The 19,719-nt window shown below is 54.9% G+C and carries 13 protein-coding genes; 8 read left to right on the plus strand and 5 right to left on the minus strand.

The features are described from left to right. Positions 1–35: 35 nt before the first annotated feature. Positions 36–1,490, minus strand: coding sequence for a circularly permuted type 2 ATP-grasp protein (locus tag AC0LWT_RS22715; RefSeq protein ID WP_474683560.1), 1,455 nt, complete (start codon positions 1,488–1,490; stop codon positions 36–38). Positions 1,491–1,869: 379 nt separating this feature from the next. On the opposite strand from AC0LWT_RS22715, the gene AC0LWT_RS22720 reads away from it, so the two are divergent. Beyond that, on the plus strand, positions 1,870–4,077 hold the full coding sequence (locus tag AC0LWT_RS22720; RefSeq protein ID WP_474683561.1) for a methyl-accepting chemotaxis protein: 2,208 nt from the start codon (positions 1,870–1,872) through the stop codon (positions 4,075–4,077). Between the two features lie 153 nt (positions 4,078–4,230). Beyond that, on the plus strand, positions 4,231–4,770 hold the full coding sequence (locus AC0LWT_RS22725; RefSeq protein WP_474683562.1) for a hemerythrin domain-containing protein: 540 nt from the start codon (positions 4,231–4,233) through the stop codon (positions 4,768–4,770). A 1,638-nt stretch (positions 4,771–6,408) separates the two neighbouring features. Here AC0LWT_RS22725 and trhO read toward each other — a convergent pair. The 3 genes from trhO to AC0LWT_RS22740 form a co-directional block, all read right to left on the minus strand. Then, a complete protein-coding gene (gene trhO / locus AC0LWT_RS22730; RefSeq protein ID WP_474683563.1) occupies positions 6,409–7,314 on the minus strand; it encodes an oxygen-dependent tRNA uridine(34) hydroxylase TrhO in 906 nt (301 codons plus the stop codon). A gap of 75 nt (positions 7,315–7,389) precedes the next feature. Further along, entirely contained in the window at positions 7,390–8,457 is a 1,068-nt protein-coding gene (locus AC0LWT_RS22735) for a PAS domain-containing protein (RefSeq protein WP_474683564.1), read from the minus strand. A gap of 175 nt (positions 8,458–8,632) precedes the next feature. Next, a complete protein-coding gene (locus tag AC0LWT_RS22740) occupies positions 8,633–12,430 on the minus strand; it encodes a response regulator (protein WP_474683565.1) in 3,798 nt (1,265 codons plus the stop codon). Positions 12,431–12,642: 212 nt separating this feature from the next. Between AC0LWT_RS22740 and AC0LWT_RS22745 the strand changes: the two genes are divergently transcribed. Beyond that, entirely contained in the window at positions 12,643–12,960 is a 318-nt protein-coding gene (locus tag AC0LWT_RS22745) for an SPW repeat protein (protein WP_474683566.1), read from the plus strand. On the opposite strand, the gene AC0LWT_RS22750 is transcribed toward AC0LWT_RS22745, so the two are convergent. After that, positions 12,954–13,832: a helix-turn-helix domain-containing protein gene (locus AC0LWT_RS22750; RefSeq protein WP_474683567.1), complete on the minus strand. Its 879-nt coding sequence runs from the start codon at positions 13,830–13,832 to the stop codon at positions 12,954–12,956. The two genes, AC0LWT_RS22745 and AC0LWT_RS22750, sit on opposite strands and share 7 nt — an antisense overlap. A 140-nt stretch (positions 13,833–13,972) precedes the next feature. On the opposite strand from AC0LWT_RS22750, the gene AC0LWT_RS22755 reads away from it, so the two are divergent. The 5 genes from AC0LWT_RS22755 to AC0LWT_RS22775 all read left to right on the plus strand — a co-directional run bounded on the left by AC0LWT_RS22755 (position 13,973) and on the right by AC0LWT_RS22775 (position 19,544). Continuing rightward, positions 13,973–14,932 (plus strand): aldo/keto reductase, encoded by a 960-nt coding sequence (locus AC0LWT_RS22755; RefSeq protein ID WP_474683568.1) that lies wholly within the window; start codon positions 13,973–13,975, stop codon positions 14,930–14,932. Beyond that, entirely contained in the window at positions 14,932–15,945 is a 1,014-nt protein-coding gene (locus tag AC0LWT_RS22760) for a zinc-binding alcohol dehydrogenase family protein (protein WP_474683569.1), read from the plus strand. Before AC0LWT_RS22755 ends, AC0LWT_RS22760 begins: the two co-directional genes overlap by 1 nt. A gap of 140 nt (positions 15,946–16,085) precedes the next feature. Continuing rightward, on the plus strand, positions 16,086–17,030 hold the full coding sequence (locus tag AC0LWT_RS22765; protein WP_474683570.1) for an MsnO8 family LLM class oxidoreductase: 945 nt from the start codon (positions 16,086–16,088) through the stop codon (positions 17,028–17,030). Positions 17,031–17,055: 25 nt separating this feature from the next. Then, on the plus strand, positions 17,056–17,637 hold the full coding sequence (locus AC0LWT_RS22770) for a TetR/AcrR family transcriptional regulator (protein WP_474683571.1): 582 nt from the start codon (positions 17,056–17,058) through the stop codon (positions 17,635–17,637). Between the two features lie 56 nt (positions 17,638–17,693). After that, positions 17,694–19,544 carry an alpha/beta fold hydrolase gene (locus AC0LWT_RS22775; protein WP_474683572.1) on the plus strand — a complete coding sequence of 617 codons (1,851 nt, stop codon included), beginning with the start codon at positions 17,694–17,696 and terminating at the stop codon, positions 19,542–19,544. Positions 19,545–19,719: the final 175 nt, after the last annotated feature.

Consider the following 19,719-nt stretch of genomic DNA (forward strand, 5'->3'; position numbering starts at 1 on the left):
TCTATATTTTTATCCGGATTTCTTGTTTGCTTTCGTTACTGCATAACCCATGTGTCCTTGCAACCGCCGCCCTGCGAAGAGTTGACGACGAGCGAGCCTTCCTTCAAAGCGACGCGTGTCAATCCGCCGGGAATGACCTGCGTGTCTTCTCCGTTTATGACAAAGGCGCGAAGATCGATATGCCGTGGAACCATATTCCCGTCAGCCATAACCGGCGCTCTCGAGAGCTGTATCGTGGGCTGGGCGATATAGCGGTCAGGCTGTTCCTTGATTTTCAAAGCAAACTCGGCGATTTCGCGGTCGGTGGCCGTCGGGCCGATCAACATGCCGTAACCGCCGGATAAGGACGTTTCCTTGACGACCATTTGATCCAGGCGACCGAGAACGTATTCCCGTTCCTCGGGTCTTGAGAGCACGTAGGTCGGCACGTTGTTCAAGATCGGCTGCTCATTTAAATAGTAGCGGATCATGTCCGGCACGTAAGCGTAGATCGCCTTATCGTCCGCTACGCCCGTGCCCGGCGCATTGACGATATTGATATTGCCGGCGCGGTAGGCATTCATAATGCCGGCGACACCGAGCATGGAGCTTGGATTGAAGGCCAGCGGGTCCAAAAAATCATCGTCGATTCTCCGGTAAATGACATCGATCTGGCGAAGGCCGTTCATCCCGCGAATGTACACTTTATGATCGATGACGGTCAGATCGTTGCCTTCTACAAGCTCGATCCCCATTTGCTGCGCGAGGAAAGTGTGCTCGAAATAGGCGGAGTTGTAGCACCCCGGGGTCAAGAGCCCGATGACCGGATCCGCTTTCCCGGAAGGGCTCAGCCTCCGCAACGCCGACAAAAACACGTTCAAGCTGCGCTCGATATCTTGAATGGAATGGCTGAATACGAGCTCCGGAAACAGGTGCGTCATAATCGACCTGCTTTTGTACAAATAGGAGAAGCCGGAAGGCGACCGGAGATTGTCTTCGAGTACGAAATATTCCCCCTTTTCATCGCGGATCAAATCGATGCCGGAGACGGTGATATAGACGTCGTTCGGTACGGACAGCCGCATCATCTCCGGCCGGAAGTACCGGTTGGAGAGCACCATTTTCCGCGGGATAATGCCTTCTTTCAATATTTCCTGATGATGATAAATATCTTTTATAAACATGTTCAAAGCTTTGACGCGCTGGTGGAGTCCCTTCTCGAGCCGGGACCATTCGTCTTTCGGGATGATGCGGGGAATCGGGTCAAACGGAATCGTCCGTTCGAGAGGTTCTGTCTGATCAGGGCTGTACAGCGTAAAAGTAATGCCCTCTTCCATCATCCGCTTCATGGTAGCCGATTGCCGTTTGCTCAGGCTGCCGGCTTTCATGGCCATAAACTGGCGGTACACGCTTTGATAATGTTTGCGTACCGAGTAGGAGCTAATGAACATTTCATCGAAAAAAGGGTTGGGATCATAGGGGTTGGTGACGAGATCTACGGGTTTGGACATGTGGCCCCCTGGTTTCTAGGCGTGCTTTCGGAATCGGTGGCCTTTCTAATAAATGGGCCCGAAGCAGAAACCAGGCCTCCTTTCCGAAAAAAATTGAAGTTATGTTGTGTTGTGTAATCTCACATGATGTTCTGAAAAAACTTTGATTTTTCTTTCATTTTAGATATTTCAGAAAATTATGTCAATATACCTGTCATAACTATTTGTCGACAAAAAACGAACTGTTTCGGGATATCAGTAAAATTCAGTTGATGTCAAGGGGGAATATTACTTATTCCAGGTAATTCCTGCTTGATTTCAGTCGAATTCAGCATTAAAATGTCGGATAAAGAATGTTAAATAAAGTCACATTTTATGTGAATAAAAAGGGGATGGATCTATGTTCGATTGGCTGGGATTTGGAAAAGGGCTGCCTTTGTGGTGGTCTTATCGTTTAAACCGCCACCTTAAGGAAGATGTAGAGCACATTTTCGAGGGGATCGCTCAAACCCGTATGCAAATTTTGCAAAGCTGGGCGGAAGAGTATTGGTCTTATTTGGCCCGGTTGAACGAACAATTGTCGGAGCAGCAAGCTTGGCCTGGTCAGCTTAAGCAGAGCGATCCGCTTGTTGGGCGTCTGTTTGCGGCAGCGCTCAAGAGAGGCGTTCATTTTTCGGAGCTGTTTGTGCTGGACGACCGGGATACCGTCGTGTATTCCACGCATGCGGCTCATGTTGGAACCGCTTATTCGGGAGAGGGTGTCCTGTCGCCGGGTCTTGGGGAGTCGCGCCGGAACAGGAAATGTTTGTTCGGGCCTTATTCGGATCCATGGACGAAAAAAATCGGTCCAAGCACCTCGGCTTTTCATGATGCGATGACGCTGCTTTACATTGTACCCGTAGTCGCCGACGGCGTATGGAGAGGGGCGTTGTGCGGCCGCGTTCCTAACGATGTGTTGGGCGACTTGATTCAGCGGGAGTCCGGACATGTGTACCCCGATTCGGGGGATAATTATATTTTTATGGCAAAACCGGGTTTAAATAGGCATATCGCCCCGGGAACAGCGCTGTCGAGAAGCCGGTTCGAAGATTTGACGTTTACGCACGGAGATAATTTAAAGGATGGCGTACGGACGGATTTTGGCGTTGTCAGCGTGAAGGAGCATACCGAGCTGGAACTGGTCTTTACCGATCCGGCTACCGGTGAGCTTCATCCGGGCGTGGCCGGGACGATCGAGAATGGAAGTCATTTGTTTGTGGAATTTCCGGGCTATTCCGATTACCGTCACATTCCCGTTATCGGCAAGGGGGTCACTTTTCAGCTGCCTCACTGCCCCGATGTGTGGGGGATGATGTGCGAGGGCGATCTTGAAGAAGTGTACCGGTTCCGCAGCATCGATTGGAAAATACTGCGTTTGCAGATCGGCTTCATCCTCGGGTTCGTACTGCTGTCGGCGGCTTCTTTTGCGCTGCTGGGCGGTCGGGTGCCCGCATGGAGCGGGGCGGGAATGACCGCAGCAGCCGGCTTGCTGTACGGCGTCATCGGCGTCCGTCTGCTGCAAAAGCGGGGGATACAGCCGGTCGCGCGGCAGTTGGAACGAATCAACCGCTTCATCCGCATCAACGCGGAAGGCGGCGGGGATTTGACGCAGCGGCTGCAGGCGGAGAAGTTCCCCGGTGACGAAACGCGGGAAATCGCCAAATGGATCAATAATTTGATCGATTCCCTGGAAGGCATTATGCTGCAGGTGAAACAGGCCGCAATGGACGTGCGGGAAAGCCAGGAGCGCTTGAGCGACTCGGCCGGATCGACGGAAGATTCGGCGCAGCGGATGAGCGGCAAAATTCACGATATGATCCGCTCGCTGCTCAGCCAGCTCCAGGACATCGACGTCGCCAAAGATGTTTCGCGGAATATGAGCGGCACGCTCCGCGAGCTGGAGCGGCAAGCTTCCGGGCAAATCGCCGTCGCCCGGGAAGAGGTCGGCCGGATCGGCGGGAAGATGGATCACATTTCGCAGAAAGTGGCCGAGACGAACGGTACGATTCAGACGTTTTTACAGACGACGCAGGAAATTCCGAAGCTGCTCCAAGTCATTGAGGAGATTTCGGCGCAGACGAATCTGCTTTCGCTGAACGCTTCGATCGAAGCGGCAAGAGTGGGCGAGCATGGCAAAGGCTTCGCCGTCGTGGCCGGCGAGATCCGCAAGCTGGCCGACCTGACCAAGCAGTCCACGGCGCAAATCAACGAGACGATTGAGCGTATCGAGCAGCATGCCCAAGAAGCCTTCATATCGATGGAGGAAGGCACGAGGGTCGTCGCCGAAGGTACGCAAATGGTTGCGGCGGCTTCGGAAATATTGAGCGACGCGAACGCGCACGACACGATGAAAACGCAGGTGGTCGACGAAGTCGTGGCGCTTATGGAGCGGGTCGCGGACGTGAGCATCGAGAACCGCCAAATATCCGCGGAAGTCGAGCGCACGGTGCGGGAGCTTTTGAGCGATATGCATCATGTTCGCCATACGACAGGCACGGTGGGCACGATCACGCAGTCCTTGCTGCTGCTGGTCAACCAGTTTCGGTTAACGGATAACCGGCTGCGATAACATGTGGTCGACCGACCGTCGTCATGCAGCGCAGCGCCGTGCACTGGGAGCTGTGCGCGGTGCGATAAATCGGATTCTTTCGAATGTAAGCTGGCTGTAGCCGCATACAATGGTAACAGCGAGTCAGTCAGCCATTTACAAGGAGGAAATCTGATGGAAAACCGTCCGGGCGCTCAAGCCAATCTACAATACGCTGCGCCTCTCGCCAACTTGCGGGCTATCGTGGAACGTCTGCAAACGGAGCACGCGCAAATGCGCGGCCGGCTCACGGAAATCCGCGTCATGGCGGTTTCGCTTTACTCTCTTCAAGACTGCTCCGTCGGCATGTGCAAGCTGATTGAGCTGCAGGACCGGATCCTCTGCCTGGTCGAGGATTTGGAGCAGCATTCGGAATGGGAGGAGCGGGAGTTGTTTCCGCTGCTGCAGTCTTACTTTCACCGGGCAAAAGCCTTCTCCATCGCGCGGTCGATCATCGTGCTTGAGCAGGATCATGATTTGGCCAAAGAGGTTGTCCGTTCTTACGTCGACGGGGTGAATGCGATGAAAGTGCCCATCGATCTCGAATTTTTGCACTTCATGACGGCGGAGTTGATCAAAGCGTGCCTCCTTTTGCTCAAGCATTTCAGCTTGGAGGAGGAGTTCGTCTATCCGCTCGCGGAGCAAATTCTAACGGAATCGGAACGATCCGGCTAGGGGGTATCGGGGGGGGGGGACTGCCGCCATGCGGCGGCACTGCAACGCGCGAGCGGGCCTGGCGGGTGCGGATAACCACCCCCCGCGCCAAGCCGATGCCGACTGCATGCCGAAAACGCGCTCGTCCGCATCCGCCACCACTGGCAACAGGTCGACCGCCGTTACACGGCGGCGCTGCAATGCGCGCTGGGAGCTGTGTGCGGCGCGTTCCGAAAAACCCGCGGAGAAACCCACACGCATCCGCGCCAGCCGATCGCATAATATGCCTGGTTGCGCGAAGAAAACCTGCAAAAGTACAGTTTTTGCTCGATAGATGCGCCGGCCACGACAAATTCCTGCAATTGTGCAGGTTTTTCGCCGCGAACATGGGCTCAGGCTCATTTTGAGCGAAAATTCCTGCACAATTGCAGGCTTTTCGCCCAAATGAGCTACTTTTACGGAAAAAACCTGCACTTTTGCAGGCTTTCGGCATGCCAAGCCGTTTCGTGAGCGGTTGTGCCAAGTCAGGCGGATCAACGAAACATTCTAGATGTGGAGAAACCCACACGCCCATACGCCAGAGCCAGTCGCATAATATGCCTGGTTGTGCGAAGAAAACCTGCAAAAGTGCAGTTTTTGCTCGATAGATGCGCCGACCACGACAAATTCCTGCAAATGTGCAGGTTTTTCGCCGCGAACATGGGCTCAGGCTCATTTTGAGCGAAAATTCCTGCACAATTGCAGGCTTTTCGCCCCAATGAGCTACTTTTACGAAAAAAACCTGCACAATTGCAGGCTTTCGGCATGCAAAGCCGTTTCGTGTGCGGCTGTGCCAAGTCAGGCGGCACAACGAAACATTCTACATGTGGAGAAACCCACACGCCGACACGCCAGAGCCAGTCGCATAATATGCCTGGTTGCGCGAAGAAAACCTGCAAAAGTGCAGTTATTGCTCGATGGATGCGCCGGCCACGACAAATTCCTGCAAATGTGCAGGCTTTTCGCCGCGAACATGGGCTCAGGCTCATTTTGAGCGAAAATTCCTGCACAATTGCAGGCTTTTCGCCCAAATGAACCGTTATTACGGAAAAAACCTGCACTTTTGCAGGCTTTCGGCATGCAAAGCCGTTTCGTGAACAGTTCCGCCAAGTCAGACGGCTCAACGAAACATTCCACGCCTTTGCTTACCTTGTCCTAGGTGGGGGCAGCCCTTACCGGCTGAGCCAAGAGAGTCAGGCGCCTATGCCGGTGACTCAGCAGTGTGTGACAGCCCTTACCGGCTGAGCCAAGAGAGTCAGGCGCCTATGCCGGTGACTCAGCAGTGTGTGACAGCCCTTACCGGCTGAGCCAAGAGAGTCGGGCGCCTATGCCGGTGACTCAGCAGTGTGTGACAGCCCTTACCGGCTGAGCCAAGAGAATCGGGCGCCTACCCCCGGCGACTCAGCAGTGTGTGGCAGCCCTTACTGGCTGCGCCAAGAGAGAGCCGCGCCCATCCCGGCGACTCAGCAGCGGGGGCAGCCCAATCCGGCTGCGCCAACGGAGAGCCGTGCCGATCCCGCCGGTCACCCAGCGGGCTTCCGGCTGCACGGCCGGCGGCTACGGCCTGCCCGCCGCCGAAAAAAAAGGTGGAGCAGAATAACCTTCTGCTCCACCTTTATGTTACGCTTCCATGCGGGCAAGCGTCGCTTCTTCGCATTCCTTGGAGCAGAAGCGGTTGTGCTCCTCCTCGCACTCTTCGCAGCAAATGTGCTGCAAGTGGCAGTAGTCGTTGGCGCAGTTGATGTAGCGGTCTTCGGGTTTGCCGCAATGATAGCAGCGCCCGATGACGACATCTTCGTCCGTGCGGTTGATCGGCACGGAAATGCGCTCGTCGAACACGTAGCATTTGCCGTCGAACAGGCGGCCCTGCACTTCCGGGTCATGGCCGTAGCTGACGATGCCGCCGTCAAGCTGGTACACTTCCGTGAAGCCTTCCTTGAGCAGGAAGCCGGACAGCTTCTCGCAGCGGATGCCGCCGGTGCAATAAGTAAGAATCGGCTTGTCCTTGAATTCCTGCAGGTTGTCGCGGATCCACTCCGGGAATTCCTTTGTGGTCTCGACATCAGGCCGGATCGCTCCCCGGAAATGGCCGATATCGTACTCGTAGTTGTTGCGGCCGTCGAGCACGATGACGTCTTCCTGCTGCAGCTTTTCGTAAAATTGTTTGGGCTTCAAGTGGACGCCTGTCAAATCGTTCGGGTTTACGTCTTCTTCCAGACGGAACGTAACGAGCTCCTTCTTGGGGCGCACGAATATTTTTTGAAAAGCGTGCTTGTCGCTTTCGTCTATTTTGAAGACGATGTCCCGGAACAGCGGGATTTGGCGCATCATCCGCATGTAAGCCTCGGTCTGTTCGACCGTGCCCGAAAGCGTGCCGTTGATTCCTTCCGAGGCAATCAGGATGCGTCCTTTGACCCCAAGCTTTTTGCAGTAAGCCAAATGTTCTTTGGCCAGCGCTTCGGGATCGGGAACGGTGACGAATTTATAATATAACAAGATTCGATATGGCGCGTTCGTTGTTGTCATGATTAACCACCTATACGTATTTATTGCATGCTTGTAAAATGCATATGATAATAGTGACACAAATCGGCATATATTTCAATCGAGTTTCATTACCATGTAAAGTCCGATGATTTTATTGTTGTTCCATATCGGAATCATGGAAATCCGGCAAAAATGCCTGTCCCCGTTTTTGCGCAGAAGCTTGCTGTCAAAAGACCGCGAGATTCCCGTAAACCCGTGGTAACATTGCTCTAATGCCGCTGTCGTCTGATCGGAGCTTATGATGCTCGTGATGGATTGGCCGATCAGCTCGTCGGGCCTGTAGCCGCAAAGTGCCAACATGGAATGGTTGAGATAGGAGATTCGCGCCAATTGATCGAGGCGGAAAACCGCGTCAGGATTGGTTGCCGAATCAGGTTCATCGACCAAGTCTGCGGGCAATTGCGGCTGATCGAGGGTCCGGTAAGCACCGGCATTCGATAGCTTCATAAGCATAAGCAGCACCGCCAACTCCACGGTAAATGCGACGTAATAAGCCGATTCCCCGCCGTTAAGACGTAGAAACGAAAGCTTGGTCAAGACCGGGAACATGCTGAGCGCCGCTCCGCAGATGCAGCTTAACAGCACGATCATGCCGATGCCGGGCGGATGCTGTCCGATCAGAAGGCGCAGGAAGCGAAAGAGCATGTAGACCACGGCTGCAGCTATCATGAGCGAAGACAAGGTTAGGACGGGATTCCACATAATTAAATCGGGATACATAGCCCAATAGCTGATCCCGTCAAACAGTAAAGCGCTTCCGGCGAGCATGAAGCTGCAGCCGAAAGACGCCGCTGCTGCGTCTTGCCCGGTTTTGTATGCGGCCATGTGCATCAATAGCATGGTATAAGCGAGAATACAAGCGAAATATACGCTGTGCAGCAGATCCGAATGAGCGGCGGTTTGCGGAACCGCAACTGCGCTTGCGGTGTGGGAGAGCCAATAGGAAAAGCCGACGGCCGCGAAGCTGCCCCACTTCATGTATGTCCGGTTGACGGTGCCAAGCGAAGAACGGTCGACGACCAGGTAAAAAAAAGTAAACAGGAAGCAGCTGATTACAGAAATCAAAAAAGACAGCAAGGCATGCACGCATTGCAGTTGAAATATTGAGATTGTCGTAAGCAAGCGCTTCCCTCATTCCCGAATAAAATACCCTGATAGTTTATTAGTTCTTTTAGACTATGAGGGTAATTTGATTATAGGCGGAAGTTTTCGCGAAATGTGTCGAAATTTGTAGGAACGCTGAAAAAACTTGGTTAAACTAGTTAATTAGTTCTATTTATGCATGGAACATACTGTTTTATCTTGTTTTCATCATTTCTATGGCTTGAAACAACTCGCTCATTTCGTCCGCAAAGGTTTGCAGCTTCAGCAAAAGCGCCGGCCCTTCGCTCTCCGCCGCATTCGCAAGCGCGGTCTCCAGCTCGCTGGCCGTCTGCAATACACGGTTTGCCGAGATGTTCCCGGCCGCTCCCCGCAAAGTATGCAGCGCCCGCAACGCTTCCGGGTAACGGTTGGATTGAATCATCGATTGCAGCTGCGGCACCGCATCGGTGAATTGATCATGGAATTTGTCCAGCATGTGGCGATAGAGATATTCCCGCCCGCCTAATCGTTCGAGTGCTTGCCCGGTATCGAGACAAGCTTCAAAGTGAGGCCGCTGCGGAGCGGTATCCGGCAAGTTTTTCGGGTAGTCTTCGGGAGTCTGCTTGTCCTTCGCCAAATAGCGGTCGATGACTTCAAACAGACTGTCGGGATGAATCGGCTTTGCAATTGCGTCGTTCATACCTGCCTGAAGGCACGCCTTGCGCTGTTCGTTCGTGGAATCGGCCGTAAGCGCGATGATCGGGATTGACCTGAGTTCCGGAAATTGCCGGATGAGCACGGTCGTCTCGATGCCGTCCAGAACAGGCATGTGTATATCCATCAATATGAGCGAGCAGGCGCCGTTGTACAACTGGTTGATGGCTTCGAATCCGTTGTTGGCAACCTGGACGGCGTAGCCTCTGTTCTCCAGCAGCGACCGGGCGACAATTTGATTGATCTCGTTATCTTCCACGATCAGAATGCGCTCCTCATTTTCCGCTTTGGCCTGCTTGCCCTCCGTCGTCTGCTCAACGGAGTCCACGGCGCCGGCGGCCGTTACAGTGTCGATCGCATGCTGCAAAGCCCTCAGGCTTACGGGCTTGACCAACACGGCGTCGGGTCTGGCCTCTTCCGGAAGCTGGGCGAGCGCATCGTGTCCTGCCAAGGACGTGTACAGAATCGTGCGGATGTTGTGACGGTCGCAGATGAATTTCATCTCCAACCATGCTTCTATTCCGTACATATCCGGCGCCTCCATGTCAAGGATCAGCAGATCGAGCGGGATTACGCCCGCCGCTTTCAACGCTTCGGTCCAGGAGGAAACGCCGGCCGCTTCTTCGCAAATCGAATGCAGCATGTTCACCAAAGTTTCCCGCAGCGCCGGCTCGTCTTCGGCGACGAGCGCTTTCACCGGGAGAAGCGGTGCAGCGGTTTCCTGCTGAGCGCAAAGCTCGAAAGGGATGCGCATCCGGAACTCGCTGCCCGCGCCGGGCTCGCTGCAGACGTCGAGGCTGCCGCCCATCTGTTCGATTAAATTTTTGCAGATGACAAGTCCCAGTCCGGTGCCTCCGAATCTGCGGCTTGTTGAACCGTCGGCCTGGGCAAAAGGCTGAAAGAGCTTCGTTAGCTGGGATTCGGGAATGCCTATGCCGGTATCGCTGACCGTAATAGCGAGCAGCACCTCGTCTTGGCCGGACTCCTGCCCGGACTCCTCGACCCCGATCCGCACGGTTATCGATCCTTCTTCGGTAAATTTAACCGCATTGCTGGTCAGATTGAGCAAAATTTGATAAATCCGCAGCGGATCGCCAACCAGGGTGGAAGGAACCTGCGGATCTACGCTGCAAATAAACTCGATCGGCTTGTTGCCGAGCAGGACGCTCAAAGTTTCGCAAATCCGGTCAAGCGTTTCCGCCAGCTGGAACGGAATGCGCTCGAAGGTCAGCTTGTCCGCTTCCATTTTGGAGAAATCGAGAATATCGTTAATGATTTGGGAGAGCGCCTGCGACGATGAAGCGATTTTGCCGACATAGTCTTTCTGAAGCGCGGACATGCCGGTACGCTCCAGCAAATACGTCAATCCCATAATCCCGTTTAGCGGAGTACGGATTTCGTGGCTCATGCGCGCAAGGAACATGCTCTTGGCCTGATTGGCCTCGTCGGCTTCCCGCTTGGCCCGGATAAGCTCTTCCTGCGAGCGCTTTTGATCCGTAATGTCCCGGGTGATCGCCGAGTAGTAATAGGCGCTTCCTTCCGTCGTAATGTGAGGAACAATAATAAGCGACATAAAAAGAGCGCGGTTATTCCTGGTCAAAAATTCAGCTTCAAACTCCCAAAAGCCTTGCTTGACGGCGAGAGCCAACCCTTCGTCAAAATCGACGCTGCACAAGATTTCCACGTAATGGCTGAAATGGCGCCGAACCGCCAGCTCTTCGTCGCCGATTTCGCAATATTTTTTGCCGGCCTGGTTCATGTACAAAATGTTGCCCTTCCGGTCAAAGGTGAGAATGATGTCGTGGGCGCTTTCCATAATAGCGAGCAGCCGCTCTTTCGTAGCCGTGCTTTCCTTGATTTCGCTGACGTCCCGGGCGATGCACACGTATCCTTTCAAGCTTCCGTCCGGATGTGTAATGACGCTGATGTTCGATTCCACATACAGGCGGCTGCCGTCCCTGCGGCGCCAGATCCATTCCGTATCCTCGCGCCGCCTGCGCAGCGATTTAATGACGAGCGCCGTACTGTCGGCAGGCACATGCTCGTTCAGCTCGGCCGAGTAGCGCGCGGCTCTGTCCTGAAGCTGCCCGTGGTCCAGCCACAGCGCAGGCGTCGCCTTTTTCACGACATCGGCGTACGAATAGCCGAGCATTTCCTCGGCCCGCTGATTGAAATGAAGAACGGTGAAGCAGGGATCGATCACGATCATCGCATACTGATTATGCCGGATAAAAGCCTCGAACGGCTCGAAAAGCTCCCGCAAGTTCTCGATCATTCCGTTCACCGAGTGGGCCAGCGCCCCGAGCTCGTCCTTGCTTTTGAAGAAAAGCGGCTTCATATAGAAATCTCCGTCGGCAACCGCCTCGGTAACGTGCAGGATTTGCAAAATGCGTTTGATAATGAGCGAATAGGCTGTCCAATAAATCAAACACGACAGGACAAGCTCGGTGAACACGATCAAGCCGACGGTCGTCCACAGCAGCGGCTCGGCCGGCGCTTCGAACGTGCTTTTGGGCACGGAATAGGCGAGGTACCAATCCAGTTTGGGCACGCGGGTATAAAAAAGGTGCATTTCGTTTTCGTCGAACGTGACGTTGAAAGAGCCGGAGTCATGGGACAGCATCTCTTTGAACTCGGGAGCTTTATCGGCGAGTGAGGTGAACAAGTTTCGCTTCAAAATCAACGAAGGCTGGGTATTGTACAGCATGAGCCCTTCGCGGTTGATCAGCAGATTTCGTCCGTTCAGCAAAGGCGGAACCAGATGCTGGCGGAACGTTGCCGCGGCGTCGAGCGAAATATCGACGATGCTGATCAATTGCTTCCGGTCGTTAAATACCGGTACGGTGATGCTGATGATGTAATCCCCTTTATTCGAGAAATAAGGGTCGGAGATGGACGTTTTGCCGGACATGGCGTCCGTGTAATATTTTTCTCCCCGAATATTCAGTACTTCGCCTGTAGTCAGCGTCAAATTGCCGGCAAGGTCGGCGATTCCCATCGAGTCGTAGCGTTCCCCGCCGGCCCGCAGCTCCTGGTTCAAAAAATCGAGCTGTTCCTTCAGCGTCCCCTGCTTCATTACGCTCATGCGGCTGATCAATTCAATCTCGGCCAGACGAATCGAAAGAAAGTCATACAAATTTTGCGCTGAATTTTTAACTGTGGAGAGCGATTGTTCTTCCAACTGCTGGATCAATCTGTCTCTGGACAGCTTGTAATTGGCGAAACCGACGATAAATAAAGATATGGAAGTAATGAGCACTAAGGCTGCAAGTAACTTGAAACGAAGCGAAGATGACATCGGCTGTCCCCCGAAAAAAATTAAGAATGGTTGTTGTATCAATTATATCCATTATAGCGGAATCATCAGGGGAACAGGCAGTCTAAATTTTCACGGCATGCAGAAGCGGCAAACGCGGACATGATTCACAAAAAGGCGACAGCTTGCGGCACATATCTGAAAGCGTTTGCATATAATGGGATCAAGGTTCATCATGGAGGTGAAGACGGGCCATGATCAAAAATGTGCTGTCTGCATGCATTGGCGTCTGTTTTATTGCCGCTCCCTGGATATTCGGCTTCTCCGGGCTGCAAAATGCCACGGTCGTTTGCGTAGCGCTCGGTGCTATTCAGTTTCTTTGCTCCTTGCTGGCGATCGGCAAATCGGGAAAAAAAGCATGGCAAAACTGGGCGGCTTTGATTACCGGTTTTTGCTTCATCGTTTTCCCTAACGTGTACCATTTGGAAATTTTGGGATTTTTTCTTTTCATCGTAGCCGGCTTCTTAACGCTGCTGCTCAATTATTCGAGTCTGTACGACGATTATCAATGAGAGCGGCCTGATTCCAGCGATTTTCTGTAGGCGGCCGGAGTCAAGCCCATAATCCGCTTAAACATGCGGTGAAAGTGCGGCAGCGTTTCAAATCCGCAAAGCTCGGCGATGCGGCCGATCGTATGGTCGGAGACGGCCAGATGCTCCTTGGCGCGGATCATCCGTTTGGTCGTCACATAAGCGGTCAAATTCATTCCGGTAAACTGTTTGAACGAGCGGCTGAAATGAGCCGGCGTGACGGCTGCCCTGCGCGAGAGCTCGGCAAGCCCGATGCTTTCGTGCAAATGCTCGTCGATATACGGCAGTATTTCCCGGATCCATAACGGGCCGAACGGCGAATCCGCTATGCGGTGGCGGCCTCCGGGCTCGACTGTGCGGTTCATAGGGAGCAGTATTTGCTGCAAATGGAGCACAATCGCCTGACGGTAACCCAGATGTTTGGCCGCCATCTCGAGCTGGATTTGTTCGAGGCCGGCTTCGATGGCGGACTGCTGCGAATATTCGAGCGCAAATTTGTACTGTTTGCGCTTTTTGGCTTGCTCGAAACAGCTCAGGTAAGAGAACGAATCGCCGAGCGCCGCATGCCGGACGAGCAGGGGGCTGAAGAAGACGGCGGAAGAGGTGACCGGATCGTCCTTGTCGGGAAGCGCCCGGTGGATCGTATTGCCCGGGATCGCGAACAGATCGCCCTGCTGCATATCATAGAAAGTTTGATCGATGAAGAAAGTGCCTTGTCCCCGGTACACGTACACAAGCTCATACCAGTCGTGAAGGTGGTCCGGCAGCTCGCTTTGTATATTTTTCGTATCTTTGTATACAAATGCGAACGGGAATGCGGGTTCTGCTGCGAATTGCTTGCGGATAGGGGTCATCTATTGCTCCTCCGGGCCGGATATTTTTTGAATATTATATCAAAAAAGAGTATATATTTGCTATTTAAAATCATTTTTTATTTCGATATTGCTGATAAAATGAAAGGAAATGAAGAAATCCGCAATGGGGAGTGATGGATGTGAAATACAGATCGTTAGGACGAACGGGACTGGACGTCTCCGTTTTGAGCTTTGGCGCATCTTCGCTTGGAAGCGTTTTCCGGGATGCGCATGAAGCGGAAGGAATCCGCACCGTACATACGGCGGTCGATGCGGGAATCAACTACATCGACGTGGCCCCTTACTATGGCTTGACAAAAGCCGAAACCGTGCTGGGCAAAGCGGTCCGGGAGCTGCCGCGCGGCAAATTGGTGCTGTCCACGAAGGTGGGACGGTACGGCGAGGACAGCTTCGATTTTTCCAAAGAGCGGATTGCCGGCAGTCTGGAAGAAAGCTTCCGGCGCCTGAATACGGACTATGTCGATCTGCTTTTCCTGCATGACGTCGAGTTTGCGTCCGCCGATCAGATCGTAGAAGAAGCGATCCCGGCTTTGCAGCGATTGAAGGGGGAGGGCAAAATACGTTTTTACGGCATTTCCGGCCTGCCGATCCGGTTGTTTGAAAGGCTGCTGCCCCGTGTTGAAGCGGACGTGATTTTATCCTACTGCCATTATTCGCTGAACGATACGGCGCTGCTCGGCCTGCTTCCCTTGCTGGAGGAGCGGGGCATCGGATTGGTGAACGCTTCCCCGCTGTCTATGGGGCTGCTGAGCACGCGGGGAACGCCGGAGTGGCATCCGGCAGGCGGGCCGATTAAGGCGGCTTGCAGGCAAGCGGCGGAATACTGTGCCGGTCGGGGTACCGATATTGCCAAGCTGGCGGTGCAATTCTCCACCGCTAACGAACGCATCCCGACGACGCTGGTCAGCACGGCCAGTCCGCTGAATATCGCGAACAATATAGCGTGGACGGAGGAGCCGATCGACCGGGAGCTGCTGGCGGAGGTGCTGCGCATTTTGCAGCCCGTTCATAATCTCAGCTGGCCGAGCGGCCGGCCTGAGTACAACGATGCCGGGCAATCGGCGGGGGAGGCGCTGTGATGAAAGGAATCATATGCGAGCGGGCGGACTCGCTGAAATTCGTTGACCTGCCCGTCCCCGTTCCGGCTCCGGGCGAAGCTCTTGTGCGCATCCGGCGGATCGGCATATGCGGCACGGATCTTCACGCCTATAAAGGGAATCAGCCGTTCTTTACGTATCCGCGCGTGCTTGGCCATGAGCTGTCCGGCACGGTTGAAGCCGTCGCAGGCGACGGATGCGGGCTCGAGAGCGGCGATCAGGTCAGCGTCATCCCCTATATGCACTGCGGAAGCTGCATCGCCTGCCGGAGGGGCAAAACGAACTGCTGCACCGATATGTCGGTGCTGGGCGTTCATGCCGACGGAGGGATGCGGGAATATATCTCCGTCCCTGTCAGCCATCTGATCAAGACGGATGGCTTGACGCTGGAGCAGGCGGCGGTCGTGGAGCCGCTGAGCATTGGCGCTCACGCGGTCCGGAGAGCGGAGCTGCGCCGCGGGGAAACGGCGCTTGTCATCGGCTCCGGCCCGATCGGGCTGGGCGTCATGGCGTTTGCCAAGCGGCAGGGCGCGCGGGTCATCGCCATGGATGTGAACGACGAGCGGCTGGCGTTTTGCCGGCAGTGGGCCAAGGCCGACCACACGGTTCATGCGCTGCGCGAGCCCAGGGAGCAGCTGGCGCTTCTGACGGACGGGGAATTCCCGACGGCGGTTTTCGATGCGACGGGAAACAAGCAATCGATGACCGATTCATTCGGCTACGCCGCCCACGGCGGCAAGCTGCTCTTCGTCGGACTGGTCAAGGCCGATATCGCTTTTCACGACCCGGAATTTCACAAGCGCGAGCTGACGCTGATGGGGAGCCGGAACGCCACGAAGGAGGATTTTGAGCAGGTGATCGGCGCGTTAAAGAGCGGCGGCATCGATGCGGGCAGCTACGTGACGCACCGCGTGCCTTTTGCCGATGCAATTCACTCCTTCGATTCCTGGCTGAAGCCCGAATCCAAAGTGATCAAAGCGATGATTGAATTGTAGCCCGGATATTTAGGCGGATCCGCCTGTTTCGCGTACAGCTTCGGCTGCTGCGGAACGGGCTTTTTTTGCTGTTGGGGGGAATTCGGGGTTGTGCACGTTGTATTTTTGGTGCATTATGGCAAAAGGAGGAGATTTTTGCTATGAAACTTAGCGTGTTGGATCTAGTTCCCGTCTTCGCACCCGCCGAACCGGCTTATGCCCTCGAACAGTCGGTGCTGCTTGCGCAAACCGCAGAAAAGCTCGGCTATTCGCGTTACTGGGTCGCCGAGCATCACGATATGCAGGGTCTGGCCTGCACGTCGCCTGAAGTGCTGCTTGCTCATATCGGCGCGCGGACGAGCCGGATCAGGCTCGGTTCCGGCGCGCTTCTGCTGCCGCATTACAGGCCGCTTAAAGTAGCCGAAACATTCCATACGCTGTCCGTCCTGTATCCGGACCGAATCGATCTCGGAATCGGCCGGGCGCCCGGCGCTTCGGCCCAAGCGGCAATTGCGCTAAGCGGCAATTTCCTGGAAAACGTCCGCAACCTGCCGGACACGCTGCAAGGGCTGATGAGCCTGCTGTCCGGCGATTATGAATGCGAGGGCCAGCTAGTTACGGCAAGGCCCGTTCCTGCTGTTCCGCCGCAGGTGTGGATGCTCGGAACGAACCTGAAGAGCGCCGCTTATGCGGCCCAATTCGGAACAGGCTACGTGTTCGGACAATTCATGAGCGAGCAGGACGCGTCTGAAGCGATTGGCGCGTACCGGCAGCAGTTCCGGCCTTCGGCGCTTTTGCGGAAGCCGCGGGTCATCATCGCCGTCGGCGTCGTATGCGCGGATAGGGTGGAGGAGGCGCAGCGGCTGGGCACTGCCGGAAGCGTGCTGTTCGGCATGCAGCCGGGAGCGGAGCGGACGTCTTCGGCTGCCGGGAAGCTGCTTGCGGGAACCGGGGATTCGGTGATCGCTCAGTTGACGGAGCTCAAGGAGCAGCATGAGGTGGAGGAGTTTTTGGCCGTTACGATGATACCGGATTATGCGAAACGGCTCCGTTCCTTTGAACTGCTTGCTGCTGCCGCGGGAATTTCAGGCGATTTTGACAAATAGATTTCAGTACTATATAGTACTAATCATGATGAAAAAACATAAAAAAACGAATCGCGATGTCGTTCTCGAAGTCGCCGCCTCCTTGTTTCTCACCAAAGGCTACCTTGCCACAAGTATGGATGAAATCGTAGCCGTGAGCAAGGTGTCCAAAACGAACATCTACTACTATTTCAAAAGCAAGGAGGAGCTGTTGTCGGCGATTCTCGATCAACTCGTTCACATGTACTCGGGGATGATCGCCGAAGCCGCTTCGCGCACGGACAAGTCCGTTCGGGAACGCTTTGAAGCGCTGCTGCACATGCTGACCCGCCAGGAGCTGGAATGTTTGGGCGGATGTCCGTTTCTTACCCTTTACACACAAATGCCGCAGGATGTACCGGTTTTTAAGGAGAAGCTGAGCCGTTTTTTCCGCGACCAGGTCGCAACGGTAGAAGCTCTGCTGATCGAAGGCATGAACAAACGGGAGTTCAAGGCGGGGCTGCCTGTTGGACCGACCGCCCAATTCATCGTCTCGGCGATCGAAGGCGGACTTTTCCTGCGGCATGCAAGCCAAAATCCAACCCTGCTGGAGGATTCACTTTTATCTTTAGCATTTTTGCTAAAGTAATTTTTTTAATAAAAATTAGTACTGTTTAGTGCTAAAAAAGAAAGCGAGCGAATGAAATGGCACACATTTTCGTAACTGGCGGTACAGGTTTTATAGGCATGCATACGCTGCTGCAGCTTTCCCGGGAGAAGCATACGATCACGGTTCTTGTCCGGTTGCGCAAGAAATGGGAGCAGGTTAACAGACAGATGAGCTTGGAAGCAGGGTGGAATTCCGCATACATGACGCCGGTCATCGGGGATTTGGCTGCGCCCGGTCTCGGATTGACCGAGGCGGACAGGGAGCTGGCTTTGGCGGCGGATGTCATCATCCATGCGGGCGGCCCGATGGATATTTTGCTCGGCGAGGAGGAGGCCCGGGCGGCTTTTCTGCAAGCTGCGGACGAGATGCTGGCATTGGCTGCGCACATTCATAAGCGCAAGGGTCTGCGGCATTTAATCCATGTGGTTGGATTTAAAAGCCCAGTCACCGATGAGAACGCGAGCTCGCCGGAACCCGTCATCGCCCGTTTGGAGAAATATCCGCCTTATGAGCGGATGAAGTTTTTGGCCGATTTGCACATTCGCCGGGGCGCACGCAAAGAAGGATTTCCGCTCTCCGTCATCCATCCGAGCGTCGTCATCGGCAGCTCCGAGCACGGAAATACGCCGCAGACCGGCGGGCTAGGCATTCTTGTCGGTTCCACGGCGCGCAAGCTGATGGGGCTCGTTCCCGGCGGCAAGTCGCATTGGCTTCCGCTCGTTCACGTGGACCACGCAGCCGAGTTCATCAGCGCTCTTGCCGGTGAGTCCGAACCTGCCAATGGCACGTATTACTTGATGGACGAAAAGCGGCAAAATCCTTCGATGGTGAAGCTGGCATCGGAAATGGCCAAGGAGCTTCGGGTCGGCAAGCCGCTCGGCTCGATAACGCCGGCCTTGCTGTCCAAAGTGCTTGGCACCCCGTTGGGGCGCAAGTTGGGTATCCCGAAGGAATCGCTCGATTTTATCGTGGATGTCGGCTACCCGTTGGAAGCCGCGCGCGGTGTTCAGCGCAAACACGGGCTGGCCCATGCCGTGAATGCAACCGTCCTGCCGTTCACATTCACGGATCTGGAATTCAGGCTCCATCATTCCGCTCCTGACCCGGCCGGATATTTTCACAGCAAACGCGGACCTTTGGCGGCGCTGGAGCGGAAGGGAAGCGGTCCGGAAACGAATCCGCCGATCGTGTTCGTGCACGGAACTTTAAGCGGAGCGGATTGTCTGATCCCGCTTGCCGATCAGTTCCCCGAATCGTCCGTATGCCTGGTCGATCTCCCCGGCTTCGGCCGCTCCCCGTACCATCACAGGCAGGGTGTGCTGAAGGGACATGTCGAATCGTTGGTACAGGCGATCCGTTCTTTCGACACCCCGGTTACGCTGGTCGGTCATTCGCTGGGCGGATTGCTCGCCGCTAAAGCGTTGGAACGCGTACCCGAGCTCATCGCCGGGCTGCATCTGCTGCAGCCTGTGCTGCACAGCGCGCCGCGCCTGTACCGCAGCGCGCGCATGACGGAGCTCGCGCTGCGCCGGCTTGACGCGGCGGGCTTGCGGAAGCAGCTGCTGGCGCAAAGCTGCTTCGAGCGCATCGAGGACATTCCGCCGGCGTATGCCGATTATGTCCTCGGGGAACTGCGGTCGCCGCGCGTCCGGAAGACGACCGCCGAAGCCCTTGCCGCCCTCACGCGCGCGGAGAGCTTCGAGGTTTCGCCCGCAGCGTTGCTCAAAGGGCAAATATCGATCCTATGGGGTACAAAGGACCGGGTATATCAATTGCCGGAACGTTACCGCTCCTTGCGCACCGTGCAAATTCCGGAGGCTCATCATTTTCCGCTGTCGCACCCGGAGCAAACGGCCAGGCATCTCAGGCAGTTGATTTTGCCATAATTACGAGCTGCACGACCGGCGAAGAAATGGTAACTTATTGGTAGTGGAAAAATGAAGGGATGGATCAAACGATGAAGAAAATGTTGAATTGTTTATAACAAGCTGATTGAATCAATCGCGCTCGTGGACCCCCTGCCGCATTCTGTGAAGTTCATCTATACCAAAAAGAATGCGG

The sequence above is a fragment of the Paenibacillus sp. sgz302164 genome (genome assembly GCF_056120505.1).